This window comes from Stenotrophomonas sp. 115C5 (genome assembly GCF_056861055.1).
On record NZ_JBSPUQ010000012.1, the window covers coordinates 1 to 23,436 of the forward strand.

Annotated in this window: 27 protein-coding genes; 13 read left to right on the plus strand and 14 right to left on the minus strand. The window is 62.9% G+C overall.

Translation table 11 applies throughout. The annotated features are described in order from the left end of the window. The 5 genes from AC13FN_RS14200 to AC13FN_RS14220 form a co-directional block, all read right to left on the minus strand. Positions 1 to 558, minus strand: a 558-nt coding sequence (locus AC13FN_RS14200; protein WP_482995111.1) for a DnaB-like helicase N-terminal domain-containing protein, incomplete at its 3' end; no start/stop codon positions are given. After that, positions 533 to 1,654, minus strand: coding sequence for a hypothetical protein (locus AC13FN_RS14205; protein ID WP_263934836.1), 1,122 nt, complete (start codon positions 1,652 to 1,654; stop codon positions 533 to 535). The genes AC13FN_RS14205 and AC13FN_RS14200, both read right to left, overlap by 26 nt. Positions 1,655 to 1,708: 54 nt before the next feature. After that, positions 1,709 to 2,281 (minus strand): hypothetical protein, encoded by a 573-nt coding sequence (locus tag AC13FN_RS14210; RefSeq protein WP_482995112.1) that lies wholly within the window; start codon positions 2,279 to 2,281, stop codon positions 1,709 to 1,711. A 109-nt stretch (positions 2,282 to 2,390) separates the two neighbouring features. Further along, positions 2,391 to 2,798 (minus strand): single-stranded DNA-binding protein, encoded by a 408-nt coding sequence (locus AC13FN_RS14215; protein ID WP_263934834.1) that lies wholly within the window; start codon positions 2,796 to 2,798, stop codon positions 2,391 to 2,393. A gap of 84 nt (positions 2,799 to 2,882) precedes the next feature. Further along, positions 2,883 to 3,539, minus strand: coding sequence for a hypothetical protein (locus AC13FN_RS14220; protein ID WP_263934833.1), 657 nt, complete (start codon positions 3,537 to 3,539; stop codon positions 2,883 to 2,885). A gap of 162 nt (positions 3,540 to 3,701) precedes the next feature. Between AC13FN_RS14220 and AC13FN_RS14225 the strand changes: the two genes are divergently transcribed. The 7 genes from AC13FN_RS14225 to AC13FN_RS14255 all read left to right on the plus strand — a co-directional run bounded on the left by AC13FN_RS14225 (position 3,702) and on the right by AC13FN_RS14255 (position 9,310). Further along, positions 3,702 to 4,421: a DUF7168 domain-containing protein gene (locus tag AC13FN_RS14225; RefSeq protein WP_263934832.1), complete on the plus strand. Its 720-nt coding sequence runs from the start codon at positions 3,702 to 3,704 to the stop codon at positions 4,419 to 4,421. Then, on the plus strand, positions 4,418 to 5,206 hold the full coding sequence (locus tag AC13FN_RS14230) for a hypothetical protein (protein ID WP_263934830.1): 789 nt from the start codon (positions 4,418 to 4,420) through the stop codon (positions 5,204 to 5,206). Before AC13FN_RS14225 ends, AC13FN_RS14230 begins: the two co-directional genes overlap by 4 nt. A 298-nt stretch (positions 5,207 to 5,504) precedes the next feature. Beyond that, on the plus strand, positions 5,505 to 6,329 hold the full coding sequence (locus AC13FN_RS14235; RefSeq protein ID WP_263934828.1) for a class I SAM-dependent methyltransferase: 825 nt from the start codon (positions 5,505 to 5,507) through the stop codon (positions 6,327 to 6,329). Between the two features lie 19 nt (positions 6,330 to 6,348). Continuing rightward, a complete protein-coding gene (locus AC13FN_RS14240) occupies positions 6,349 to 7,287 on the plus strand; it encodes a recombination-associated protein RdgC (RefSeq protein WP_263934827.1) in 939 nt (312 codons plus the stop codon). A 50-nt stretch (positions 7,288 to 7,337) separates the two neighbouring features. Continuing rightward, positions 7,338 to 7,685, plus strand: coding sequence for a carbon storage regulator (locus AC13FN_RS14245; protein ID WP_482985108.1), 348 nt, complete (start codon positions 7,338 to 7,340; stop codon positions 7,683 to 7,685). Positions 7,686 to 7,780: 95 nt separating this feature from the next. Beyond that, positions 7,781 to 8,593 (plus strand): phosphoadenosine phosphosulfate reductase domain-containing protein, encoded by an 813-nt coding sequence (locus AC13FN_RS14250; protein ID WP_263934826.1) that lies wholly within the window; start codon positions 7,781 to 7,783, stop codon positions 8,591 to 8,593. A 144-nt stretch (positions 8,594 to 8,737) separates the two neighbouring features. Beyond that, positions 8,738 to 9,310: a hypothetical protein gene (locus tag AC13FN_RS14255; RefSeq protein WP_263934825.1), complete on the plus strand. Its 573-nt coding sequence runs from the start codon at positions 8,738 to 8,740 to the stop codon at positions 9,308 to 9,310. A 426-nt stretch (positions 9,311 to 9,736) separates the two neighbouring features. Here the strand turns inward: AC13FN_RS14255 and AC13FN_RS14260 are convergent, their stop codons facing one another. Then, positions 9,737 to 10,663, minus strand: coding sequence for a hypothetical protein (locus AC13FN_RS14260; protein WP_263934824.1), 927 nt, complete (start codon positions 10,661 to 10,663; stop codon positions 9,737 to 9,739). Positions 10,664 to 11,087: 424 nt separating this feature from the next. Between AC13FN_RS14260 and AC13FN_RS14265 the strand changes: the two genes are divergently transcribed. Next, complete coding sequence (locus tag AC13FN_RS14265; RefSeq protein WP_263934823.1) at positions 11,088 to 11,627, plus strand: hypothetical protein; 540 nt, start codon at positions 11,088 to 11,090, stop codon at positions 11,625 to 11,627. Between the two features lie 183 nt (positions 11,628 to 11,810). On the opposite strand, the gene AC13FN_RS14270 is transcribed toward AC13FN_RS14265, so the two are convergent. The 3 genes from AC13FN_RS14270 to AC13FN_RS14280 all read right to left on the minus strand — a co-directional run bounded on the left by AC13FN_RS14270 (position 11,811) and on the right by AC13FN_RS14280 (position 14,280). After that, on the minus strand, positions 11,811 to 12,476 hold the full coding sequence (locus AC13FN_RS14270) for an SOS response-associated peptidase (protein ID WP_263934822.1): 666 nt from the start codon (positions 12,474 to 12,476) through the stop codon (positions 11,811 to 11,813). A gap of 87 nt (positions 12,477 to 12,563) precedes the next feature. Continuing rightward, positions 12,564 to 13,814, minus strand: coding sequence for a Y-family DNA polymerase (locus tag AC13FN_RS14275; RefSeq protein ID WP_263934821.1), 1,251 nt, complete (start codon positions 13,812 to 13,814; stop codon positions 12,564 to 12,566). After that, the gene (locus AC13FN_RS14280; RefSeq protein WP_263934819.1) at positions 13,798 to 14,280 is read right to left on the minus strand and encodes a translesion error-prone DNA polymerase V autoproteolytic subunit; all 483 of its coding nucleotides are present in this window, start codon (positions 14,278 to 14,280) and stop codon (positions 13,798 to 13,800) included. The genes AC13FN_RS14275 and AC13FN_RS14280 overlap by 17 nt, the downstream gene beginning before the upstream one ends. 325 nt (positions 14,281 to 14,605) lie before the next feature. On the opposite strand from AC13FN_RS14280, the gene AC13FN_RS14285 reads away from it, so the two are divergent. After that, entirely contained in the window at positions 14,606 to 15,070 is a 465-nt protein-coding gene (locus tag AC13FN_RS14285; protein WP_263934817.1) for a hypothetical protein, read from the plus strand. A 1-nt stretch (position 15,071) separates the two neighbouring features. Here AC13FN_RS14285 and AC13FN_RS14290 read toward each other — a convergent pair whose 3' ends face one another. The 5 genes from AC13FN_RS14290 to AC13FN_RS14310 are packed head-to-tail and all read right to left on the minus strand — an operon-like array spanning position 15,072 to position 19,187. Further along, on the minus strand, positions 15,072 to 15,926 hold the full coding sequence (locus AC13FN_RS14290) for a hypothetical protein (protein ID WP_263934816.1): 855 nt from the start codon (positions 15,924 to 15,926) through the stop codon (positions 15,072 to 15,074). After that, positions 15,919 to 16,974 (minus strand): tyrosine-type recombinase/integrase, encoded by a 1,056-nt coding sequence (locus AC13FN_RS14295; protein ID WP_263934815.1) that lies wholly within the window; start codon positions 16,972 to 16,974, stop codon positions 15,919 to 15,921. Before AC13FN_RS14295 ends, AC13FN_RS14290 begins: the two co-directional genes overlap by 8 nt. Positions 16,975 to 17,024: 50 nt before the next feature. Beyond that, entirely contained in the window at positions 17,025 to 17,546 is a 522-nt protein-coding gene (locus AC13FN_RS14300; protein WP_263934814.1) for a DUF6283 family protein, read from the minus strand. Next, entirely contained in the window at positions 17,543 to 18,244 is a 702-nt protein-coding gene (locus tag AC13FN_RS14305) for an RES domain-containing protein (protein WP_482995113.1), read from the minus strand. Before AC13FN_RS14305 ends, AC13FN_RS14300 begins: the two co-directional genes overlap by 4 nt. Further along, the gene (locus AC13FN_RS14310) at positions 18,231 to 19,187 is read right to left on the minus strand and encodes a hypothetical protein (RefSeq protein ID WP_263934812.1); all 957 of its coding nucleotides are present in this window, start codon (positions 19,185 to 19,187) and stop codon (positions 18,231 to 18,233) included. Before AC13FN_RS14310 ends, AC13FN_RS14305 begins: the two co-directional genes overlap by 14 nt. 183 nt (positions 19,188 to 19,370) lie before the next feature. Here AC13FN_RS14310 and AC13FN_RS14315 point away from each other — a divergent pair, with 183 nt between their 5' ends. The 4 genes from AC13FN_RS14315 to AC13FN_RS14330 are packed head-to-tail and all read left to right on the plus strand — an operon-like array spanning position 19,371 to position 23,436. Continuing rightward, a complete protein-coding gene (locus tag AC13FN_RS14315) occupies positions 19,371 to 19,679 on the plus strand; it encodes a hypothetical protein (RefSeq protein ID WP_263934811.1) in 309 nt (102 codons plus the stop codon). Beyond that, positions 19,676 to 20,134 carry a hypothetical protein gene (locus tag AC13FN_RS14320; protein ID WP_263934810.1) on the plus strand — a complete coding sequence of 153 codons (459 nt, stop codon included), beginning with the start codon at positions 19,676 to 19,678 and terminating at the stop codon, positions 20,132 to 20,134. Before AC13FN_RS14315 ends, AC13FN_RS14320 begins: the two co-directional genes overlap by 4 nt. After that, complete coding sequence (locus tag AC13FN_RS14325) at positions 20,124 to 20,492, plus strand: hypothetical protein (RefSeq protein ID WP_263934809.1); 369 nt, start codon at positions 20,124 to 20,126, stop codon at positions 20,490 to 20,492. Before AC13FN_RS14320 ends, AC13FN_RS14325 begins: the two co-directional genes overlap by 11 nt. After that, positions 20,482 to 23,436 carry a hypothetical protein gene (locus AC13FN_RS14330; RefSeq protein ID WP_263934808.1) on the plus strand — a complete coding sequence of 985 codons (2,955 nt, stop codon included), beginning with the start codon at positions 20,482 to 20,484 and terminating at the stop codon, positions 23,434 to 23,436. The genes AC13FN_RS14325 and AC13FN_RS14330 overlap by 11 nt, the downstream gene beginning before the upstream one ends.

The following is a 23,436-nucleotide window of genomic DNA, read 5'->3' on the forward strand; positions in this document are numbered from 1 at the left end:
GGTCGCGGATTTGAGCGTCACCAGGTCGCGCTTGGTCATCCGCGCCTGTTCGCCAACGGCGAAGATCTTCTGTTCAGCCTGGGCCAGCAGCTCTTCAGCATCGCCGCGGCCGAGGTTGAAACCGTCCTCTGCAATCTCCGTTGCCTTGGCGATGAGCGTGCGCACCAGGAAGTGCTTGCGCACGATTTCGGCGTAACCCAGCACGTTGGCCGCCGACGGCGTCGTACTGGCTAATTCGACCAGGTAACTGCCGTCCCCGATAAGGTCAAGCTTGCCCTCGGCATGGAACCACTCGCCTAGCGTCACGGCATCGAAGGGCTTGTTGAGGGTGGCCAGCTCGCGGATCGCCTCAAAGATCAACTGATGGTCCCGGCGATAGAAATTGTCGGGGTTCAGCTTGTCGCCCACGCGGTCATAGGCCTCCGGGACCAGCATGAGGCCGCCGAGCACCGCCTGCTCGGCTTCCACGCTGTGCGGGGGTACCGAGAGGCGGCGCAGGTTGTCCTCACCCGGACCGCGCCTGCCGGGCGGCTTACGGCCGGAAGCTGCTGTTGTCATCGTTTTCGCTCTCTTCGTCCAGGTCGGCGCTCGGCCAGCGGCCGACTTCAATGCCGGTAGTTTCCGTGAACTCGGCCTCAGAGACCAGCAAGTAGGGCACTCCCGACCTCCCCAAGGCATTCGCCTGCTGACTGGCCCACCAGTCCTCTGTGTGCTCGTCGCGTGGGACGGGGTACAGATATCCCTCGGGAGCTGCCTTGGCGAGCTGCGCAATAAGCGCTGGCGGCATGCTCAGCTCGCCGTTGGACCAGGCCGGACGATCACTTGCCAAATCGAACGGGTCCAGGAGAATGACCTCGTCACGGGTGGGGCTGTAATACGGGGTCCAGGTATAGAGGTGACCTTCGCCACTCCGGTATTCACCGGTCGCTTCGATGGATTGGACCGTCCGGACTACCGAGGCGCGGCCGTCGGCGGTAGCGTAGAGCTCACGGAAACGCTCGTCCCTGTCGAGCTTCATGTACCTGTTCGCGGAACTGATGCGCTCGCCCGCTGCACGAACAACGTCCTCGTCGAGCGCGGGGTAGGGCGCTGTGGTCCAGGCCGACGTCGGGTACCGGCATTCAAAGCCTGCCTGCTGCAGCGCGTGGCGCAGGCAGACCAGGGTATCTTCTGCCAGGCAGATAGCTGTAGCGGCGTAGACTGAAGCAATGCGGCCGTTGGATAGGGAATTGGCCAGATAGAGCTCGGGCTGTGCAATCTTTTCGTACGGTCCGTCGCGGTATCGGCCCTTCGCCGCGGCGGCGGCAACAACAAAGTCGTACTCGAAATCCCAGTCGCGCAGCCCGATTTCGATAGGGTCACTTCGGCCAATGAGAGCGAAGTCGCTATCGAACGTCGCCCGTTCTTCCTCCCCAAAAAAGCCGGCGTCGAGGCCGAGAGAGGCCAAGGTTGAATCGACGATGCCGGCAATGTCCTCCTGCGCGTTGATACCGTTTTCTTCAGCCCAAGTCACATAGGAGAAGTCGGGCTCTGATTGCGCGTGTGGGGAGGTGTGGCACTCCGACTGATACCTTGCCTTCAGGTAGGAAGGCCCGGAGACGAGAAATGACTTGCCGGTGCCGTTGAAGCTTTCTGTAAACACGCCAATGCCCATTGGAACTCCCTCAGGAACTTTTGATTGAACGCCTTGTGCCGTGGATCACAGGCACTACGGTGCGGGCCGCGCTGCCAAGTCGCGCTGTTCAAGGAACTGTTCAACTTCCTCGGTGCGGGCGCTTTGGCTAAAATTGAGAACAGGCACCTGCTCGGAAAGCCGCTTTTCCAGCTCTTCAAACTGCAAAGCGTCTGATTCGTAGCGCGCATCGCAGGTGTCACTCCTGGCCTCGAAGCGGAAGTAGTCCCGGCCAACGCACAGCCTTTCCATCTCCATCGGCAGCGGCTCGCCATCGTTGTCGCGACCCCAATACGGGTAGTGGACGGTCTGAACCTCTTCAACGTTCAGGGCGCTGCATACACTGCGAAGCTCGTGGAGCTGGTCCAAGAACGCCTGATCAATGTCCACTGCAATGGCAGCGGGCGCCGGAGTGTAATTCCCACGCATGGGCGTTACAGATCTGACTGGAATGAAAGCAACGGTGGGCTGCGATAGCACAAGTGCGACGTGGGGCGAACACGCGTCGCTGATCACCTGGTCATGCATCGCAATGGTCTCCGCGACAAGCGGCTCGGAGCCATCGAGTTCGCACGCATGAATTGAGCGCAGCAAGTCCTGGCTATCCATCAGAGCTTGCGACAACGTAGTAAGGGAAAATTTGTTCACTTCACACCTTGACGATTGCAAGGGGGCGGTCGCCGCCCCCTATGTACACAGCACTCCAACTAGGTGTTGTCTAGAACGGGATATCCTGGTCGTCCAGGCCGTCAGTGCTTGCCGGCTGCGGCGGCTCTTCGTCACTGGTGTTGCGCTCCAGCTTGTCCAACGCGATGAACTCGCTCACGCGCACATCGGTGTAGTAGGTCGTGTGGCCATCTTTTTCCCGCTGGCTGTTCTGCAACGAGCCCTCGATGTGCAAATACGCGCCCTTCTGGGTCGTGAACTTTGCCAGGTTGACCGCGGTCTGGCCGCCGGCGATGCAGCGATTCCACGTGGTCTTTTCCTTACGATCTTCCTTGGGTCCCCAGCTTTCGGTGGTGCCGATATCGAACACGATGAATTTGCGGTTGTTGCGTTCCTGGAGTTCTGCGGGGCGGCCGAGAAATCCGACCAGGATGACCATGTTCTTGGTTCGACGCGCCATGGTGGTGCTCCGTTGCATTGCTGGACAGGCAGGTAAAGGAAAGAAGAGGCGACGCCGGGTTGTCCACGTCCGGCGCCGCAAACGTCACGGAAGCGGGGAGCGGCCGTGATCGTTGTCTGGTTCCGCGCAGGCCGGCGTCGGCGAAAAGCGGGTTCGTGAGAGGACCTCAAAAGCGTTCTGCAGCAGCTCCTGCTCATGAGTCGAAGACGAGTCACGGGGGGCCAGCGGATGCTGGCGTTCGGAGAGCTGCTCCGCCAGCCGCCCGGCGAGCTCAACCAGCTGCGAGTACGTAGGCATTTGGCTGTCCGCGTCCCGGCCCACGTGGGCCAGTGCCGTTCTGGCCGCGGCGATGTCGAAGCTTGCCTTGCCGTTGCCAGAGGCAAGTGCAAGTTGCATCGGGCCCTGGGTGCGCATCTCACGATCCAGCATGCCTCGAAGCTGGGCAAGATCGGCAAGGTGCCGCCGATTTGCTTCGCCGTGCTCGATGTAGTCGATCGCGTTGCGAAGGTGCAGGGCAAGTTCGTTCCGCTCTGCACGCAGCTCTGGAGCAGACAGGAAGAGAGCGAAATTTCCCTCCAGCTCCGCGGCGCTTGACCGGGGCACAAGCAGCTCAGCCAGTGCTGGCTGGGTGTACTGACCCGGGATCGGAGCGCCAGCGTCATCCAGGCGCGGCACGCGAGCGCCAACGATGGTCATGCCGACACGACTGAAGGGGCCGGCAGAGGAGGGAAGGTTGGTCATGGGTACTGGTCAACGGCGGGTTCACTTAACTCTAGTCGTTTGACTATCGTGTTGCAACTTTCGTTGTAGTAAGCCAACATAAGAGCTCAGTGTGGTGGACGTCCTGTTAACAATCCGGGCGGCACTCAAAGTCACTTTCCTCGAAATGCACGGAGCTTTCGTATGGACAGAGCAGCAGCAATTCGCAAGGTCAAGGCGTGTCTACGCCTCGGGGCGTCATCCAATGCGCATGAGGCTGCACGGGCAGCCGCTCAAGCCCGAGCGCTCATGGAGAAGTTCGGGTTGTCAGAGTCGGAGGTCGGCGACCTGGCCTTCGCGGAAGCCGGAACCAGGGCGAAGGGCGCCCGCCCATTGCTGTCGGTGCTGCAGCTGGCGGCAGCGATCGCACGGGGGTATCGCTGCAGTGTGGTGACTGAACGCTCTTGCGGCGGCTACAAGGGAAGAGGCGGCACGACGAAGATCGTGTTCGTCGGCGGCCCGGCGGATGCTGAGATCTGCGCCTATGCATTCACGGTACTGCGGCGACAGATGGATGCCGAGCGCTTGAAACACATCAGCCGTGTTCGGTCGGCACGCAATCGCGTCGAACGGGGAGAGGCCTTTGCGCAAGGCTGGGTGCGGGCCGTAGCCGCGCTGTTCCCCGCGACCGCTTTGGATGCTGCCCAGCGCAGCTTGCATAGCGCGGCTATCGAGCGTCGCAGCGCAGCGTCCCATGCCGAGCAAGACGATTCACCGTCGGACCGCAACCCGGTTGCAGCGCCACGGCGTCAGCACGCCCTTGACATGCTCAAGGGTGTCATCAAGGGGCGAGAGGCACGCTTGAATGAGGGCATCGGATCAGATGCTCATCGCGCTTCGCTTGAGCTGGAGCACTGGACATGACCGCACAGCAGCCCGCGGCGAATGCTGCAGTCGCCCTGAGAAACGCCCTGCGCTTGAGGTATCCCGAGCGCGCCTATGCGCTGCTCTTTGAAGTGGCTGAACGCACTGGTGCGGCGGCAGGGAGCTTCGCCGATGCAGTAGCCGTCGGCCTTTGGCCCAGTCACGGGCTTACGGTTGACGGCTTCATGATTAAGGCGACACGCGAAGAGTGGCTCCTGCATCGTGAGACCGCAGATAGCAACCCGCCCGTGCACCAGTTCTGCGACCAATGGTGGTTGGTCGCAGACAAGGGAGTGAGCAAGGTTTCTGAGTTGCCTGCGCATTGGGGCCTGCTTGAATTCGATGGCAGCGTACTGCGCAAGCGCAAAGAGCCAGACAAGCTTGATCCGCAACCCCTTACCCGCGAGTTCCTCGCCATGATGCTGCGAAGGCATGCCGGCCTGGATGAAGCGATGTCCAGAGCGGTCATCGAGGCCCTCACTGAGAAGTCGAGGGCAGAGATCCAGGTGCGTGCCGATGCCGCCGTGGAGTCTATGGTGGGAACGCGCGTTCGTGCCGCTGAGGATGGTCTGCGCAAGCTTGCCGAGATCAAGGAAAAGACAGGAGTCGACCTTCTTACGCTGACCCCAGCGCATGAATGGGTTGCCGCGATAGCCTTCCTTGCCGCCAACCCGGACTGGTCGTCCCGCTTCACGGCAAGCGGGCTGAAGGATCTTCGCGAACAGGCCGCCCTGCTCGTTGCGGAGATTGACGCGTTCGCCCGTGGCCATGCGAGGACGACGTGATGGCGATCAAGCCAAAGCGGAAATACCGCAGCTTGGAGCCCGGTCAGATCTGGGTGGCCAGCAGGAAGTCTGCAGGCCAAGGGAGTCAGAAGAGAACGCGTTCCGAGTCGCGCCGAATTCTCTACATCAGCCGAGCTGACGTGCCGTTGGTGTGCTACGCAAGCGGCGCCTCTGCGGCGCGTATCTGCAAGCGTGTTGCCTTCCTAAGTTGGATCAGGCGTTACAAGGCGCACAAGGCCTTGCCCAGCACCGGGCGGGAGCTGGTGCTGACCCCTCCACCGATCGCCAGGAACGGGGCATGAGCAAGGCTCGAATCGTGGAGCTCTCGCAGTATATGACTCCGCAGTGGGCGGCACAGGCACTGGTCGAGAGGTTCTTCTCGGATCTGGGGGAGGGTGACGTCGTGCTTGAGCCCACATGCGGCGATGGCGCGTTCCTGGCAGCCATTCCCGATGGCGTGACGGCATTTGGAGTTGAGATTGATCCCGAGCTCGCCCAAGTAGCGCGACGGTTGAGCGGTCGTGAAGTGCTGGTAGGTGACATCCGAAGCGTTGGCCTGCCCGTTAGTCCAACGGCGGTGATCGGCAATCCGCCGTTCTCCAGGGCGTTCGTTGAGGCAATGCTCGACCGCGTGTGGACCGTGCTACCAGAGGAGGGGCGTGTCGGACTGATCCTCCCATGCTTTGTCCTACAGACCGCCAGTACCGTTGATCGGCTTGGCAAACGATGGGAGCTGCAGCAGCACATGCTCCCTCGCAACCTCTTTCCAAGGCTGCAGCATCCGCTCTGCTTTGCGCAGCTGCGCAAAGGTGGCTTACGCGGCTTGGTGGGGTTTGCTCTTTACCCCGAGGTACATGCTGTTTCGTTGCTCGAACAGCGCTATCGCCAACTGTTGGCGGGCGGCGTGCGATCCGGCTGGGCGGCCGTAACTCGCGCAGCCCTTGAGGCACATGGCGGAATCGCGACGCTGCAGGAACTTTATCGAGACATCGGTGGCTGCCGGCCAACATCCAATCCGTGGTGGCAGGCCAAGGTCCGCCAGACGCTTCGCACCGTTGCCCACCGGGTAAGTGCCGGCATGTGGCAGCTCAATTCAGACAATCAGGCCGAGAAGGCCGCATAACCCCCAAGGAGTAGGACGTATGTTCTTTCGATCGATGGTGATGTTCCGCATTCCGGCCGCTACCTGCGCCAGCCTCGTCCAGCTTGCTGAAGCGGAGGGCGACGATGGTTTGAACGCGATGTTGGCCCTGGTGAAGTTGAAGCCGGTGGGTCCGCTGGAGATGACGTCGCGCGGCTTCATCTCACCGTTCGGCCGCGAAGAAGAGCAGGTGCTCTTCCATCGCTCGGGCGGTCATCTGTGGCTGACCGTTGGAGGCGAATCGAAGATGCTGCCGGCAGCAGTCATCAACGACAAGCTGGAAAAGAAGATTGAAGAGATCGAGAAGAACGAGGGCCGCAAGCCTGGTGGGCGCGAACGCAAGCGAATGAAGGACGATCTCATTCATGAGTTGCTGCCCCAGGCCTTCGTGAAGTCTGGCAGGACCGACGCATTCATCGACACCACGCGCGGCGTCGTGTTCGTGGACAGTAGCAGCCGGAAGGTCGCTGAGAACGTGATGTCCGACATCCGTGGGCTGTTGGGGAGCTTCCCCGCCATGCCCCTCAATGCAGAGGTGGCGCCGCGGTCGATCCTGACCGGATGGATCGCTGGTGAAGCGCTCCCGGACGGGCTGAGCCTGGGTGAGGAGTGCGAGATGAAAGACCCCGCCGAAGGCGGTGCAGTCGTCAAGTGCCAGCATCAGGAACTGCGCTGCGATGAGATCGACAATCACCTGGAAGCCGGAAAGCAGGTATCCAAGCTCGCCGTGGTCCTGGAGGACAACGTGTCGTTCGTCCTGGGTGATGACCTGATCGTCCGCAAGTTGAAATTCCTGGACGGTGCCCTGGACCAGCTGGAGCACGGAGATGCGGATGGTCGCCGTGCGGAGCTGGATGCGCGCTTTGCGCTGCAGAGCGCTGAAGCTGGCCGCCTCTATGACGTCTTGGCCACGGCCTTCAGGATCAGTGATTGCGAGTGATCGGAGGCGAGCTGAAGCGATCGCATATCCACTTATAGGAGCGGTATAGCATGGGACTTGTAGTTACGCGTAGGCCCGGTGAGGCCATCGAGATCGGCGACCCGTTCGGCGACATCATTACGGTGAGGGTAGTGGGCGGCATGGAGGGCCAGGTGCGGCTCAAGATCGATGCGCCACTGGACGTTGCCGTACACCGTGAGGAAATCGGCGCGAAGATCCGGCGCGGGGGGAGGCCCGCCGTCGACGCAAATCAGATGGGTCCGCAGGCGCCATCACATGCCGACCTCATTGCCGACCTGAAAGAAGCTGTCGAGTTTGGCGGAGCCTACTCGATCACGCATTTCCGCGAGCTGGCCGAGCGCGCCGTCAATGCACTGGAAGGCAGTAGCCATGCGTGAAGAAGCCTATTCCAATGCTTTGGAAGTAATTGGTGGGCGTCACCTCGCAAGCGCCCTGATCGACGGCCAGCGCGACCCTGCGCCGGGGGTGGTCGATGGCTGAGCTGCCGAGCACCGAGGCGCTCATCGCCGCTGGGGCCTTGTTCGTGATCAACCATTCCGGCGGCAAGGATTCGCAGGCGATGATGATCCGCCTCCTGGAGCAAGTACCACGCCGGCAGTTGCTGGTTGTGCACGCATCCCTGGGCGATGCTGAATGGCACGGTGCACTCGAACACGCGCAGCACCAGGCACAGGTGGCAGGCATCCCATTCCTCGTGGCAAAGGCCCGCAAATCCTTCATGGAGATGGTTGAACGACGGTATGCGGTCCGACCCGGCCCGGGTTCGAGCTGCTGGCCCTCGGCGTCCAATCGCCAGTGCACCAGCGACCTGAAGCGCGACCCTATCCAGCGCGAGGTGCGGGCGTACGCAAAGGCGAACCACTTCTGCCAGGTTGTGACCTGCCTGGGCATCCGCGCGGCCGAGAGCCCGGGCCGGGCACGCCGCGCCGCATTCCAGGTGAACAAGCGCGGCACCGTGCGCGGCCGCGAGTGGTTTGAGTGGTTGCCGATTCACGAGATGGACACCGCTGAGGTGTGGCGAACCATAGCCTCAGCCGGCCAGACCCCGCACCAGGCGTACCTGGCCGGAAATCAGCGGCTGTCCTGCGTGTTCTGCATCATGGGAAGCCCCCGTGACATTGCCAACGGCGCGCGACATCGCCCGGAGCTGTTGGCCCAGTACCTCGAAGTGGAAGCGCGCACGGGGTACACCATGCACCAGTCGCGCAAGCCGCTGCAGGAGCTGATCCGCATCGGCGAGCTGCAGCTGCAGGCCAAGAGCGCCGCGGAGGCACCCAGTGAGTAGCCAGCTCGCCCCCCGTGGGGCCCGGCGCATGAAGCAGCTGGCCACGGGCGTGCGTTGTGAGCAGGGCGCGATCGTAACCGACCGGGCGCATCGCGCTGCTTGCCGACCGCGTGAGCGGCGCTACGGGTTGCGGGGGGTGCGCTGATGGCCGGGCCGCTCCATGACGAAATCGTTGCTGCGGCAGTCCGTTGGCTTCGGCGCAACGGGTGCGCCGCGATCCTGTGTGACCCATTCAAAGCCGGTCCGCGTGAACAGCCCGACGCCATCGGCTGGCGTGACGGAATATCGCTGGCCGTAGAGGTAATATCGCTGGTCGTAGAGGTAAAGGCCAGTCGGTCTGATTTCCTTGCCGACGCCAAGAAACCGCACCGCATCGACCCAGCGGACGCCGTAGGCGACTGGCGCTTCTACGCGGCTCCGGCGGGCGTGATCAAGGTCGACGACCTGCCGGCGGGCTGGGGCTTGCTGGAATGGGACGGCCGTTGTCTGAAGGCCACGCACGGTGTCCCGCTCGGAAACTGCAACTGGCACGGCGCGCCTTTCCGTGACACGTCTAACAAGCGCGCCGAAACCCAACTGCTGGTGTCCGCGATCCACCGTCCCGAATTCGTGCCGCCCCGGGGCGTGACGCTGCGGCGTGGAATTCACTTTGAAGCGTGGGCACGCCCAGCGGCTGAGGATCAAGAAACGCGACAAGAGGCCGCGCCGGAGACGTGAGAGGGGCATTCCGGCCTCTGGCCTGCCCTTCGTACTGAATTGACAGGGCGGCCAAGGTCACAACAGCTATACCCACGCCGACCTTCGCCCAGGCAGGTGTACAGTGGCGCAGGAAGATGCCAGCAGCCGCTACGGTCAGGCCGGCGGCCGCCGTCAAGGGGTAGCCGCCAATCGCCAGCATTGCTGAGAGTGCAACCAGAGCCAGTGAAAATGCCCGCTTCAGGCGGGCAAGTAAGCGTAGCGCAACGAAGAGTCGTCTGGCTTCCATCAGGCATCCTGAGTATCTCAGCGAAGCCTATGCGACACCGCGTGAAAGCGCATTGATTGCGTCCGAACTCAGTGCCGGCTAGCAGGGTGGCTTTTCAAGGTCTGGTGGAGGCAAGTGCGGGCGCTGGCTACGAAGTCAGCACCCGCGGCACTCGCATGTTACTCGGCGGGCTTCACTGCTTCGAGCTCTGCAAGCAGGGTGTCCAGCTGCTCGCGCGTCTCTGCGCTGAGCTGATCGTAGGCCGGGTCTTTCCGGATGTTCGATGCGTGCTCGAAGAGACGGGGAGCGGACCGCTTCAGGGCGGAGGCGAACTGCATGCTGGGCAGCGACTTCGGCGTGATCTTGCCATTCTTCTTGCCGTTCGCGTTGGCTGCGGCAAGCTGCTCCTTGAGCTGTGCGACAGCCTTCTCCACGCCGACCTTCTTGATGAGCTCGATGACAGTAGATGCGGCAACCTGGTTAGCCGCCACCATCTGGTGAACGGCCTTCGGAGCTGCCGCCAGGATGGACAGGTTGTCGATCTGGGTCGTCGTTACGCCGAGCTTGTTTGCGATCTCGCCATCTTCCATGCTGCCCCGCGCCTGCAGCCGCTTCACCACGATGGACGTTTCCAGCATCGTGAGCTTCTCGCCGGCATTGGCCACCACAAGGCTGACCAGGATGTCATCCATGTTGGTCGACTTGGGGAGCAGGCAGACCGGCACGGACTCAATGTCCGCACCTTCCTCGATCGCGAGCAGCACTGCCGAGAGTCGAGTGTGGCCATCCACGATGATGACGCGATCAGCGCCGTCGCGGCGTTCCACGTAACAGCTGATCGGCCGATCGATACGGAAGCCCCTGGCCTTCATGTCGTCAGCGAGGACGCGAATGCGCTCGGCCAGTGCCGGCGTCTTGATCCGGGTGTTCAAGTCGGAGACGACAACCAGATCTGCCGGAGCCTGCATGATGAAGGCGTCGCTGCGCTTTGCAGAACTCTTGATGGCCTTGACGCCGCCAGGGGTCACCTCAGCCTGGAACAGCGCCGGCGGGATGTCGAGGTTCTTGAGGGAGGGATTGGTGAGGCTGATGTTGTCGAAAGACATGGAAAGGCTCCGGAAATTGACTTCAGCGTTGCGAGGCGGGATGCGTGAGTGAGCGTGCGCACGTTGCGCCGGCGTGGGTGGACGTCGAAGAGACGGCTAGCCCCGCGCCGCGAAAGCTACTTCAGGGTATGGGCGGGTGCGCAGCGCAACGACCTGCTGCAGCCTGCAAGATGGATTTCGCATGTGCCTGGTTCATCACCGACCTCCTTGGTCGCGTGTTGTCGGGCGGCTTGCCGTGCTTATACTATAATCAAAGTTACGCCGCGTATGCAAGCGTATTATTGCGCCCAAGTCACTTTTTATCGGCGGGTCCCCTCAGCCCCCATCAACGGAACCGACTCGCCATGCACTTGCTCGCCACAACTCTCGGTTTTACAGCTGTGTGGGATGGAAGGCCCGCGCTTGACCTCACGGCGGCAGCAGCATGAGCGGGCACTTCCATGAGGGCCGGTATCAGGACAGGGGTCTCAACTACATCGACCTGGACGTTGAGTGGTTCTACAAGCAAGGCCTTGAGTGTTTCCTTTGGAGCTTGCCGCGCGGGCTTACCCGACAGGCGCTGAAGTCTGTTTGCGCCCATCATCGGGATGCGACGGACGGCTCGGTGGAGGTGCTGCACCTGCGGGCGTTTGCGGTCGGCTTGTCCGGGTGCTGCGACGGCGGGCGTCTGGAGCGCTTGGCGCCACTTGGCTACGCTTGGCCAGAGCCGCCTGATCCGTCGTGGGAGCGGGTGATCTTTGTGTTTCCGGATGGGAACTGTGAGATGGACTACGTCCATCCCGTCAGTTACGAGTGCTGGTCGAACCAGAATGACATGCCGGAACTGCCTCGTGATAGTCGGGGTCTACTCACCAGGAATTGGTTCGCGCGGATGGGCTTCGAGATGGTAGTTGCCATGAGTAGCGGGGAAGTGACCCCAGCGGATGCACGCCCAGCCACCAGGCATCTGCAATTGGTGAAATAGTAGGCGCGGTGAAGTGCAAGCAGCCGTTTCACGGCCGCTGGGTCCGCTTTTGGCGCACAACCTACTTTGTAGGTAATTCGCCAAAAGTGGACCTCTGTGGAAGAGCTCCTTCAGCCACAGCCAGAACGCCGCTAGGGGATTGCGGACAACCCCGGCTAGCACTCGGGCCAGGAGGAGGCTTGGTCAAAAGATCGGTTCCAGCAGGCCCTGGTCGTTGTTCTTGGGCTTGTTGACGGCTCGGCTGACGCGGTAAGCCTCCATGGCCGGTGGCTCGCTGGCCAACAGCATCGCCATGGCATCGTCCGGGCTGGCGGCCATCCAGTCGTCGATCTGGCCGGCATGTAGCCACACTGGCATTCGGTCATGAATGTCAGCCGATACGCCACTGCTGTCGCCGGTGATGATAGTGAAGGTGCCGAGGTTGCCGTCGGGTAGAAGAGGGCTGGTGTCCTCCCACAGGCCGGCGGCGAGTAGCGTGCCAGTTGCGTGGATGAACCACGGGTCCTTGTTCGCGTCGACTGGGCTGATAGACCACTCGTAGTATCCCGCCATGGGGATGACGCACCGGCGTTTCTTGAACGCTGTCCGGAAGGTCGCTTTGGTGGCTACCGTCTCGATGCGGGCATTGATGGCCCTGCCCTGCATGGCCTTGGCCGTCACCCAGAACGGCAACAGACCCCATGCCAGACGTGTGACCTGCCGGCCTTCCCCGCAATCCATGATGATCGATGCGCGCTGCGTCGGCGCCAGGTTGTAGCTAGCCTCGATCCCGGCCAACCCGGGAGCAAGGTCAGCCAGGCCGGGCTGGCCCAAGTCAACAACGGGGAGCTGGACGAATCGGCCGCACATTGACGAACCATACTCCGCAGCGGTGGTAGAGTTCTTCGCACAGCGTTGACCGGCCCACGTGACGGCCCCCTACCGCTACATCGGACGTCAGCACTGGGCGCGGGGAAGTTCGTGCACTGAGGTCGTGTAGTTCGGGGAAAGCATGCGCTGGCGCATGCCCCAGGCGGGCGTGTCCTTCCAGCCTGACGCCCCGAGTCCGGCCACACCGCGCCCGAATTTGCGGTTGATCTGATCGAGGGTCGCCATCAGTGCGTCGTTCCCAGCTACGGCTGGGGTGAAGAGGTCTGCCTGCAGGTCGTGAGGCTTGGCCAGGTCAAGCAATGCAACTCCAGCTTTCTTGTAGCCGATTCCATCTCTCAGCAGGCCGCGTAGTAGTTGTCTGACGACGCCAAGCACGAGCGTGGTATCTGAGGTCGCCGCCGGCAGCACGACCGATCGCGTCGCGTTGTGCTGCGGCAGTTCGGGCCGGAAGGTGTCGGAATGGGCAAACACCCACAGGCCGGATGCCACCAGCCCACGGGCACGCAGCTTTTCGCAGGCCCGGATTGCAAAGGTAGCCAGCGCCTGGGCGACGGCATCGTGGTCGGCAACCCGATCCGCGAACGAGCGGCTCACCATGATCTGCTGTCGGTCGGGTTCCACCTCCTCCAGCTCCATGCACGCATGTCCCTGCAGCTCCCGCTGGGTCCGTGCGAGGGTCACCCCGAAGGTGGCAAGGATGTCATCGGGGGGCGCGTCACGCAGGGCGGAGGCGGTCCTGATGCCCATGTTCATCAGCTTGGGCGCCAAGCGTCGCCCAACGCCCCACAGGTCCTCTACTGGAAACCGCCGCAGCAGCTCTTCCCGCTTCAGCGGGTCGCTCAGGTCGACAACGCCATCACCCGACTTTGCTGCCTTGTTCGCCAGCTTGGCCAACGTCTTCGTCGGGCCGATACCGATGCAGTTCGGAATGCCGGTCCACCGATGAACCCGTGCGCGGAGCTCCCGCGCAAAACGCTCCCTGTTCCGAATGCGGTCCAGGTCGATGAAGCTCTCGTCGATGCTGTAAACCTCGACGCGGGGCGCCGCATCGCGCAGCACAGATACAACGCGGCTGCTCAGGTCCCCATACAATCCGAAGTTGGCGGAGCGCAGCTGCAGGCCGTGATGCCGTACCAGGTGCTTCAGCTCGTGCGCGGGCTGGCCCATCTTGATGCCCAGGGCTTTGGCTTCTGCTGATCGCGCGATCGCGCACCCGTCGTTGTTGCTCAGCACCACCAACGGTTTGCCGCGCAGAGCCGGCTGGAAAACCCGCTCGCAGCTGGCGTAGAAATTGTTGCCGTCAACGAGCCCGAACATGGCCGCGCCTCCGCTGGATCTGGCGGACGACACCGACTACGGCGAACACCTCCACCTCGGTGCCCTGATCGAGCACGATTGGGGGGAAGTCGGGGTTGGCCGAATGCAGCTCCAGGTGGTGCTCGAACAGCTGGAGCACCTTGCACGTAGGCTGATTTCCGTCCCAGATGGCAATGACCAGGTCACCGGCCAGAGGTTGCACAGACCGGTCTACCACCAGGATGTCGCCGTCGCTGATGCCTACGCCGAGCATCGACCAGCCATCCGCCCGGTACAGGAAGGTGGCTGCCGGGTTCCGGACCAGCAGGCGGTGTAGGTCAACGGCATCGTCCATGAAGTCGTCGGCCGGGGAGGGGAAGCCCAGACGGGCTCGCGCGCCGGCCAACGGGACGACGTGCGCCGGGCCGTCGATGGCCGCTGGGCCGATCAACGTGGCGATCGTGTGGGGAACGGTGAGGGACTGCATGGCGGGAACTCTGCGTGGGTGGTGTCTCATGACACGAGACAGCCCGAATGTTAGTACAAATACTAACCGACCAGATGACCCTTTCATGTCCGCGACCGTTCAGCGGCCGACCGGCCTTGGCGTTTGGCTCTGCCGGCACCGCCTGCGCGCATCGGTACCGCAGCCAACACGGGCAGAACGCGGCCATTGAGCCCGTGGCCGCGCCCTTGCTCAGCGCCGCTCGCAAAATGCTGGTTCTCCGGGGCGCTCAGTCTGTTGACGCGCTTTCGCGTGCTCTTGATGCCAGGGGTATCAGGCTGCTGCAATCGATCTACGGCCACTCACCATGCCCAAATCCCGCCCAGAAATTGAATCCGCGCTGGACACCTTGAGGAACCGGCTTCCGCGTTTGGGGAGCGATGAGGACGCCGACTTTGACTACTTGGCCTTTGAAGCTCAAGCGCAAGCGTTGGTCGATGATGCTCCCCATGAAGACCGGGCAGCTCTTCAGGGCCACCTTTCCTGTTTACTAGCCTCTGCAGGGCTGATCCCATCGGAGACAGAGGGCGCGACCTGCACACCTCTTACGGGGAATCGCGCATCCATTGATCGGGCGTTGGACGAGCTGGATGCAGCGATACCGCGTCTGCAGCAGGAGTATGGCGACGACTTCTGGCAAGCGTTTGCTGGCCAGGCTGACGTGATCGAAGACAATGCCGGCGAGGATGAGGCCTACGTCCAAGGCCGCATCCTCGCCATGCTCAAAGCTCATGGATTACCGTGCGATGGCGAAGGAAGCGCCACGGTGTAAATTATTTTTTAGTGGCTGGCTCTACGATGCCTTGCTTTTCCAGCGTCCAACCAAGAAATTGAATCAAGTCCACATCATGATCGGACACCACCTCATTGGACACGTCCTGCATGAAGCAGAGCGCGTGAGCCGAGACAATCAATGCTAGACATGCCTGCTGTGCAAGCAGCTGCTTTGCCTTCCCTTCGATAAATCGTGGATAGAGGTCCAGGGAGAATGTTGGCCGGTCCGTTTCTTCGGCAGGAGATATGGAATCAACGTCTTTTGCGGTTGTCTGTTCCTGGGCTAGCAACTGGAACAGCTTGTCAGGGTCGTTGTGGGCAATGTCGCTCTGGCTTCCGTACGCCTTGCTAAGTTTCCAACGCAGAAGTCCGACGTTTGCTGTCTTATCTTTTCTGCGCGGCTTGCCTGCTTCAATACCCTCAAGCTCAGCGAGACCTTCCATCTGCTGACGCACAAGCGTTGACGCCGACACATACATACCTTGGGCCGTGAGCGCTTCAATCAGAGCCATGTTTGAAGCGAAGGACGCCAGCAAGAGGTGTCTTTTCAAATTATCACCTTCTGCTGACCACCGCTTCCCATCTAGGCGATGGAACACATCGGCGATGATCCCTTGCGCGGTTTCGATGCTCAGCATGAGCTCGCCAAATGCATCGCGGGTCAATGCTTTGGTACTGTTGCTCGCGTTGTTCTGACCCCTCAGGAGACGTTCATGCGACGCCGTTCGAGGGAGAACCAGCCGTTCCAGGTACTCAAGTCGCTTTTGCAATTCATCCGCAGACATTGCGGCCCCGTTGTGAGTCGTTCCATCGGGAGGTGCGGCTAGGCTCTCGTTCGTGTCCACATCAGCCATTTTTTTTGTGCTCCGTCGTTTTCTGTTTCCGCCGCAGATCGGCCATGGCATTCAGCCCGGCCCTCGACTGCTTCGTGTATTGCAACACCATGCGCTCCCCCTGCCATCCGCCGGCATCCATGATGGCGCGGACGGATGCACCGTCTTCCGTCATTTCTACCGCGCTTCCTACGCGTGCCGAATGCCCAGTCAGGCGCGGCCCCACGCCCGCCCGGCGGGCGACGCGTTCAAGCACGCGGGCGACCTGCACCGGCAGCATTGGCTTACCGGTGTCGGGCCGCACGAAGTTCTTACGGCGACCAACCGGAAGGAAAAGGTAGTCCTTCGCACTCGCGATGCCGGCACACTCGCACCAAGTCATCAAGCGTGCATGTGTTTCCCCACTGCAGAAGCGATAGGCACCCATGCCGTCCTGGTCGGTCTTGGTCCGTCCCAGGTAGACCGTGAATCGATCTGACGACTCGGTGGGCAGGATGTCGCCCAGTTGCAGCTGGACCAGCTCGGATTCACGGCACAGCGTGTCCGACGCCAGGCTGATGAGCGCGGCGTCACGCAGCTCGATGGGGGTGTCTCCCAAGGTGGCCAGCATTGCGTCAAGGTGTGACGTACGCATGGGCGAAGCCTGCTTTGGCGCGACGAGGTCGAGCTCCCCCAATTGCCGGCAAATCACCGCCCAATCATCCTTCCATTCCGGATGCTGCTGCGGGCTGGGTAACTGCGCGGCGCGGTGAATCAGGGCAATGGTGCGCACGTAGCGCACCAGCGTGGCTTTCTTGCGGCGCAGGGTGAGCATGTCGTTGAGGAACAGCACCAGGTCGGGCTCGGCCATCGGTAGCGCGCAGCGGCCGGCGCGCTCGCACCAGTGGGTGACCACCCCCCAATCGGCACGGACGGCTTTGATGGTGGCCGCCGACCGCCCCTTGACGTACTTGGCTTCCCATCGACGCAGGCGATCGCGGATCGCCGCAGGACCGGGCATGGCGGGCGTCTCGGGCTGCAAGGGCTCGCCCTGGGGTAACAGCAGACCGGGGGCCAGGTTGTCGACCACCAGCAGCTGCTGGGGTTCACGCGCTGCGGTTGGTACTGGCCTTCCCTCGCTCATGAGCGTGATCTCTTTGAGGCGGCAGGCGCCGGGGCGACTCGCTGCGGCGCCGAGTAACCGCCGGCATCGTGGTCAGCACTGCGGCACAGGGCCAGCGCCGGATGATCTGGGGCCACGCCATTGGCGATCGCCATGGCGGCATAGGAGGCATGCAGCCGGTGACCGCCCGACGTTGGTTGCCGGGTGAGCTCTCCACGGATCTTGGCCAGGCGCACCGTGAGGTTGTGCTCAGCGCCCCGTAGGAGGAACCCGGCGCACATGCGGGGGCGGCTGGCACCGGCCTGGTGGCAGGCGAAGGTCGAGGTGGCCATGTCGTATGCGGTGCCCGCCGAATGCACGAACGCCTCCGGCGGGAATTGCCCCACCGCATCAAGTCGCCACGGGCAGTCGCTGCAGGGGCGGGTGCAGTGCGTGGCGCGATCGCTGCGGTCGCTGGCAACGGTGATTACCTGGTGGTGTTCGCCTGCAGGCCGCACCTGCAGGGTCCGTGTGTTTGCCGCACGCGCTGACTTGCTCAAGGCCCGGTCCCTGGCACTGGCGGCGGCGGCGTCGCGGTAGTCGCCAAAGGCGTGGCCCAGGTGTAGCCAGAGCTGGCCAGTGCCGCGGCCACCAGCGGGTGGCCTGCTGCCGGGTCGTCCAGCTGGACCGGAGGCGCGATCACATCCCACCAGCTGTCATCCATTGGCGGGGCGTAGGCCAGATAAGCCGTGCTGGGGTGGTGCATGCGCGACGGCCAACTCAGCACGGGCATATCAGCGACACCCACTGCCTGCAGTTCGGTGTGCAGTTGTGTCGCCTGCGGGTGAGTGGCCGCGTGGTGGGGTTGGTGGAGCAGGGTGGCAACGGCTTGGGCGGCGGCAGAGTCAGGATCTGGGTACAGGGCGCGCAGCCCGGGTTGGCCCAGGGCGAGCAGTGGCAGGTCGGGGCGACGCGCACGGATCTGCACGATGTCGAAGCCATGAAGATGCATCGGCAGCACGTGGGCCTGCAGATTTGCACCGACCGCCACGCTGCGCAAGACGGTTTCCCACAGCGCCCCTGCAACTGAGTCTGCTGCATAGAACATGCTGTGCGAGCCCACCAGGGCCATTCGGGCCTTGGAATACGGATTGGGCGCAAGGCTGTGGTAGGCGCGGCTGTAGACGTGCCACAACGGGATCTGCGGAACTACCTGCAGCGTAGGGGTGGCAACACACCACGGACTACCACCGGGCATCGTTGGCTCCTTCCTCGAAATCGGCCTGCGCGACTTTCAGGATCGCGGGCGGATCGGTGGCCAGCAGCTCGGCCGGCGTGCGGCCATCGGCCAGCGCATGCGGTGCCCGGAACCATTCCAGCTCTTCCCATCCAGAGGTGCGCTCGCCAGCGGCCACGCCGTTGGGGCCGCGGACCAGTTCGAGGATCTGGGGCAGGATCGGGCTGGGCCTACCGGACTGCATGAATTGCCACGGCGCAAAGCGGTAGGCCCGCTCCTCGGGCACCCACACAGCGAACAGCTGCCCGGTGCGCCTTAGTCTGCTGGCCCGCTGGGCGGGAGACCCGGAGCGGCCAGGCAGCTGCAATCCGGCCTCCTGCGCGGTCAGCCATCCGTCAATTGCTTCTGAGCGCGCGACAGCGCTGGCAGTGGTTTCGGCCGGGATGTGTCGTTCGGAAGGGTCTGCTGTTTCAGCTGCTCTACCGCCGCTCAGCTGCTGCAGCGCCTGTTCCAGCTGCTGTTCGACCTGAGCCTCGGTTCGCGCTTCCGGGGGAAACAGCGTTACCAGCACGTCGCCATCATGAGATGTACGCAGCCACGTTGCCATGCTTTCGTGGAGGCTGGCATCAATGGCGAACTGATAGGGCTGGCGACGCCTGGCATCGAGCCGAAATGCCATCGGTCTGCGGCGGGCTCCAGCCCGCAGGTACCGTCGCAGGTTGCCCTGGAGCAAAAACGCGCGTGAGAAGCCGCGAACAGCGTCGGTCAGGCGCTGCAGTTCGTCCCATGTCGGATCGGAGGCTGCTGTGCCTCGGGTCCAAACATGCAGGCCCTGCCGCAGCTCCGGCAACACCAGCTCATAGCCTCCCAGGGCATCGGCTTCGAGGTGTCCGAGGTGCGGCGTCAGGCTTTCAGGTGCGTGGCCGGTCAGGTCCGGCAGCCCCAGGTACTTCAGCGTGGTCATGGCGGCAGATCCAGTTGGCGGGCGCAGGCGCACCCGTGCAGATCGAGCCTACGCCAGCCGTGGTCGTTCGTCAAATCCTCGAAATCCTGCTGATAGATGCAATACCCGACAGTTATTGCACATATTGTGTATTACGTAATACACTCCATGGTACGTTATACGTGTGCAGCCTAGGACTCCCAAATGATCCAGGAAAAACTCCCGCTTTTGCACGTTCAAGCCCTCAGTCCACGCGAATGCGTCCATATCGCCGTGCCATGTGCCTACTGGGTTGGTGCGGCCAGGGAGCAACAGCGCTGGCTGTTGGCCAGCCGCGGCGTCGGTTCCGGAGTGGATGTCACAGCGGGCACGGCTGCGCAACGCCGGCAGCAGCGCGCCAGGATGCGCAAGCACCGTGCCTCCTTCCTGCAGCAGGCGCGCCAACAGCGCGAGCGCGTGTGGCACGAGATCGCGCTGCGCACCGCTGAGCTGTGCCAGGCGGCGCACCCATGAGCGGCCGGAACATGGTTTTGCACGCCGGGCGACGCATCCAGCGCCCCGGCGCGACCTGCACCACAACCCTGTGTGGCCGCATGAATGCCCGCAGCCGCGATGGCATGAACATCGCTGGCGAGGGGGAGGTGGTCACCTGCAAGTTTTGCCTAACCAAGTTGCGTGGACCGTTAGCGGTACCGGCGGCGGTGGCTACCACCCTGGGCGCGGCCCCAGTGGCACCACGGTTCATGGCGCGGCCGACTGCACTGGAGCTGCTGCAGGCGGTCTACCAGCACCACGGCTGGCGCCGAGAGGAAGGCGAAAGCATGGTGCGCCGGGTCCATGAGCTGTACGACGTCAGCGCCGATCCCGGCCGCAACCGGCACGAGGCCACCCCCAAGACCCCGCTCGCCCCGAGCGCCATGCTCGATGCGAACCCCGCCAGTTCCCAGGAGCGATCCGATGAGCAATGAAGTACTCACCACCGAGCAGCTGCATGTGCTGCGGCATGCCCTGGGCGTCGGTAGCGCTGGCACCGGCCGTGCTTATCGCAACCACTTTGTGACCGGCGCCGGCGGCGCCGACCACGCGCTGTGCACCTCGCTGGTCGCGGCAGGCATGATGACCCGGCATGCGGGGAGCGCCATGTCCGGTGGCGATGACATTTTTACGGTCACCGATTGCGGCCGCGCGGCGGCGGTGTCAGTAGCGGTAGCGCCACCGCTGTCGCGATCCAAGCAGCGCTATCAGGCTTATCTGCGTTCGGAATCGAACGAGTCGTTCATCGACTGGGTTCGCAATCGCGACTGGAGCACCAACCATGGCTGCTGATTCACCTACCCCCAGCAATGACCTGGTCATCCGACGCGTCGAGCGCGGCACCAGCACCACCGTCGAGCGCCTGGACGAGCCCCGTCCCGGCAGCTACTGGCGCTTGCTGCAGGCGGTCACCGGCCAGGAGAACGACAAACAGGTTCAGGCCCCCAAGCTGCAGGCCGGGACAGTACTACTGCTGGAAGACATCGAGTACGCAGACGGTGAGCCGCATGTCTATCAGTTTGCCGCCCACCCGAGCGTGCCGGAAAGGCACGCGTATAAAAGCAAGTTTCACGCGGACTGCTTCTTCCAATACTGGACCTACTGCCCGGAAGGGACCAAAGTACGCGAAAGCGAGCTGCTCAACGTCCACCAGAAGATGCAGGAATCGCAGGCTCTCCTCATGCAACCGGCACCGGTTGCCCCGCCGGTGGGTGCGCTGGGGTTTGACCCGAGCGCGGACGCGCCCGAAGCCGGCCAGGCTCTGGCGACGCCGGGCCAAGTCCACGACCTGGCCAACTATGCCGAGCAGCTGCGAGAGAACGCAGAGGCCACCAAGAAATGGATTGCGACCCATAGCGGCGCCCTGCAGGCGCAGGGCGAGAAGCTGGCGCGGTTCTACACCGAGCGCGCAACCGTGGCGCTGGCAGCTGCCAAAGGCCAGCTCGACGCGGTCAAGGGTATCCTGCGCACCGTTGAAAACCTCAAGGTCTACACGGGCGAGGAGGTGGAGGTAACAATCTTGCGTGAAGGCGCGCCGGCCGCAGCTGAGGCCCCGTTGACCATCTACCAGGATCTGCTGGCGCTCGATGAGGAGCTGCTGCTGCACTTGGAGGAGGATGGGCTGGACCATTCTCACCTCGACTCTATCGTTGCCGTACTGGCCGACGATGCCTTGGTGCAGCGCATGCTGCCAGCTGAGCGCAGCATTGTGCTGTGTAAATTCCGCGGTGGCTACAAGGAATTCGTCAAGCCCAAAGGCACCGGTGACATCGGCGCGGCCTTGGCAAATGAGCAGCTCAATCGCATCAATCAGTGCCATCGGCTGCTGTTGCGTGACGGTGAGCAGATCTACCTGATCGACACTGCTGACTTCCTGCAGAAGATCACCCAGCTCATGCCGAGCGCGGCCGAGCAGATCACCCATTTCGCGGATCGTGGCGGAGACAAGATCCTCCGCGACGACATCGCCTACGCCAAGGCGCAGCGCAGCCAGCTAGGGGCCCTGGATGCCTATGCCAAGGTGCTGACCGCGCTGTGGGGCCTGCGCGATCGCGGCGCGGTGTTGAGCAACTGGGCTGTACCGCCGTTTGCATCGTGGCTGGACTGGGGCTTCCAGGAGCGCTACCTGCATCTCGTCGACCAAAGCAACCTGATCGGCGTGCAGCGCCCCAGCTTCGCCTCATACCGCGACGCACAGAACCGGTACCTCGGCCCCGGCGCCTGGGTAGCGGTGCGGACCTCGGCGCTGTTCAAGCAAGAGTTCATTCCTGGTGCGTTTGCATCAAAGGAGACGTATCAGTACGCACACACATGGGATTACAACCGGGTCTACGTCGCCAAGGACAGTCGGCCAGTCGTGGCGTGCGTCCGCCAGGACAAACGCGGTAACTACATTGAAGTGCCGCTGGTACATGAGTACAAAGAACGCGAAATCAATGGCCGGATGTACCTGGAGGACCGGGCGCTCAATGACGTGCTGGTCCTCGATCGCCTGCATGCCGCGGAACTGACCTACTACTTGACCTCCCGGTCGGAGCGTCGCCGCTACAATCACTACGTCGAGCTTTTCCAGGTCGCCAGGGCATGGGTGGCTGAGCGCGATGCCGCCGAGGCGCCTCTGCGCCAGCGACTCCGCCAAGCCGTGGCCGAAGGGCGTATCGCCCATGATCCTGAAGCGCTTGAGGCTGCAATCACTGACGCCATGGCTATCGCCCGCGCGGCCCGCCGTGATCGTCGTGCGCCCGATACGACTAACAGCAGCTTCCCCGCCTTCATGCGCAACGTACTCGACACGTTGCATACCCTGTTGTCGGCGCAGAACAGTCGCGTCGAAGTACTTCAGCGGTGGTGCACGGCGAACGGACGCCGGCCGCTTCGTCTTGTTTCGACCGGCAAGGGGCGCTTCAAGGTCTATCTGGAGCCGGCAATTGCCGAACACGATCCGCTGCTCGGCGAACCCCGGCACACGACGAGCGCCACGGTCCAGTTCGACGGCAGCACTGGCGAAGCCGTACTCTCCGACTGGGCCAGGGAGCTGCTACGGCCGTCCGCCGGCGAGCATGTGGTGCACGACTGGGAGTACCTGACCACCATCCCTGCCAATCCCGCCGGATATCACCACGAGCGCCTGGACCGGACGATTGACGATGGTGCTGCCAAGTGGCTCGAAACCAAATCCCTGTTGGGCACGCTCCGCTACGAGCAGGCACAGGCCTTGCTACAGCTGCCGGCGGCTCAGTCCGCTCATTTTCAGAAAGGGCTCGATCTGGATTGGGTCTGCAAGCAGGCGCTGGACAGTAAAGGGGGGTATGTGGTCCGGAATGCTTATCAATTTGCGGTGGGCATCGCCCACGTCGGCGGGACGCCCTGTCTGCTGATCGCGCGCCACGACATGCTGGCACATGTCTACACCACCGGCAGCGCCGCCGATCGCGCGGCTGCCCTCCATCGGATCACGTCCCGTTACGCGAATCCGGAAGCGGCCGTTCAAGAGTTGAAGAGCGGCCGCCACGGCTGGCAGCTGCGCTACGTCGAGCTTGAGGACGCTTGGCGCTACCGAGATGAACCCCATTGCATGGGGCTTGTCTCTAGGGGTGAGGTCGACGAGAAGCTGGTATTCGACCCAACGCTCAGCGTGAAGGAGAATGAGAAGCGCAAAGTCCGCTGCCTGGCGCTGACCGAGGCTGGCGCTGCCCTGTTCCCTTGGTTGTCGCAACGCACGCTGAGCGCGCTGTAA

Coding starts and splice junctions, on each gene's coding strand:
- AC13FN_RS14205 (WP_263934836.1), bottom strand. CDS start 1,654: ATGGGCATTGGCGTGTTTACAGAAAGCTTCAACGGCACCGGCAAGTCA.
- AC13FN_RS14210 (WP_482995112.1), bottom strand. CDS start 2,281: ATGGATAGCCAGGACTTGCTGCGCTCAATTCATGCGTGCGAACTCGAT.
- AC13FN_RS14215 (WP_263934834.1), bottom strand. CDS start 2,798: ATGGCGCGTCGAACCAAGAACATGGTCATCCTGGTCGGATTTCTCGGC.
- AC13FN_RS14220 (WP_263934833.1), bottom strand. CDS start 3,539: ATGACCAACCTTCCCTCCTCTGCCGGCCCCTTCAGTCGTGTCGGCATG.
- AC13FN_RS14225 (WP_263934832.1), top strand. CDS start 3,702: ATGGACAGAGCAGCAGCAATTCGCAAGGTCAAGGCGTGTCTACGCCTC.
- AC13FN_RS14230 (WP_263934830.1), top strand. CDS start 4,418: ATGACCGCACAGCAGCCCGCGGCGAATGCTGCAGTCGCCCTGAGAAAC.
- AC13FN_RS14235 (WP_263934828.1), top strand. CDS start 5,505: ATGAGCAAGGCTCGAATCGTGGAGCTCTCGCAGTATATGACTCCGCAG.
- AC13FN_RS14240 (WP_263934827.1), top strand. CDS start 6,349: ATGTTCTTTCGATCGATGGTGATGTTCCGCATTCCGGCCGCTACCTGC.
- AC13FN_RS14245 (WP_482985108.1), top strand. CDS start 7,338: ATGGGACTTGTAGTTACGCGTAGGCCCGGTGAGGCCATCGAGATCGGC.
- AC13FN_RS14250 (WP_263934826.1), top strand. CDS start 7,781: ATGGCTGAGCTGCCGAGCACCGAGGCGCTCATCGCCGCTGGGGCCTTG.
- AC13FN_RS14255 (WP_263934825.1), top strand. CDS start 8,738: ATGGCCGGGCCGCTCCATGACGAAATCGTTGCTGCGGCAGTCCGTTGG.
- AC13FN_RS14260 (WP_263934824.1), bottom strand. CDS start 10,663: ATGTCTTTCGACAACATCAGCCTCACCAATCCCTCCCTCAAGAACCTC.
- AC13FN_RS14265 (WP_263934823.1), top strand. CDS start 11,088: ATGAGCGGGCACTTCCATGAGGGCCGGTATCAGGACAGGGGTCTCAAC.
- AC13FN_RS14270 (WP_263934822.1), bottom strand. CDS start 12,476: ATGTGCGGCCGATTCGTCCAGCTCCCCGTTGTTGACTTGGGCCAGCCC.
- AC13FN_RS14275 (WP_263934821.1), bottom strand. CDS start 13,814: ATGTTCGGGCTCGTTGACGGCAACAATTTCTACGCCAGCTGCGAGCGG.
- AC13FN_RS14280 (WP_263934819.1), bottom strand. CDS start 14,280: ATGCAGTCCCTCACCGTTCCCCACACGATCGCCACGTTGATCGGCCCA.
- AC13FN_RS14285 (WP_263934817.1), top strand. CDS start 14,606: ATGCCCAAATCCCGCCCAGAAATTGAATCCGCGCTGGACACCTTGAGG.
- AC13FN_RS14290 (WP_263934816.1), bottom strand. CDS start 15,926: ATGGCTGATGTGGACACGAACGAGAGCCTAGCCGCACCTCCCGATGGA.
- AC13FN_RS14305 (WP_482995113.1), bottom strand. CDS start 18,244: ATGCCCGGTGGTAGTCCGTGGTGTGTTGCCACCCCTACGCTGCAGGTA.
- AC13FN_RS14310 (WP_263934812.1), bottom strand. CDS start 19,187: ATGACCACGCTGAAGTACCTGGGGCTGCCGGACCTGACCGGCCACGCA.
- AC13FN_RS14315 (WP_263934811.1), top strand. CDS start 19,371: ATGATCCAGGAAAAACTCCCGCTTTTGCACGTTCAAGCCCTCAGTCCA.
- AC13FN_RS14320 (WP_263934810.1), top strand. CDS start 19,676: ATGAGCGGCCGGAACATGGTTTTGCACGCCGGGCGACGCATCCAGCGC.
- AC13FN_RS14325 (WP_263934809.1), top strand. CDS start 20,124: ATGAGCAATGAAGTACTCACCACCGAGCAGCTGCATGTGCTGCGGCAT.
- AC13FN_RS14330 (WP_263934808.1), top strand. CDS start 20,482: ATGGCTGCTGATTCACCTACCCCCAGCAATGACCTGGTCATCCGACGC.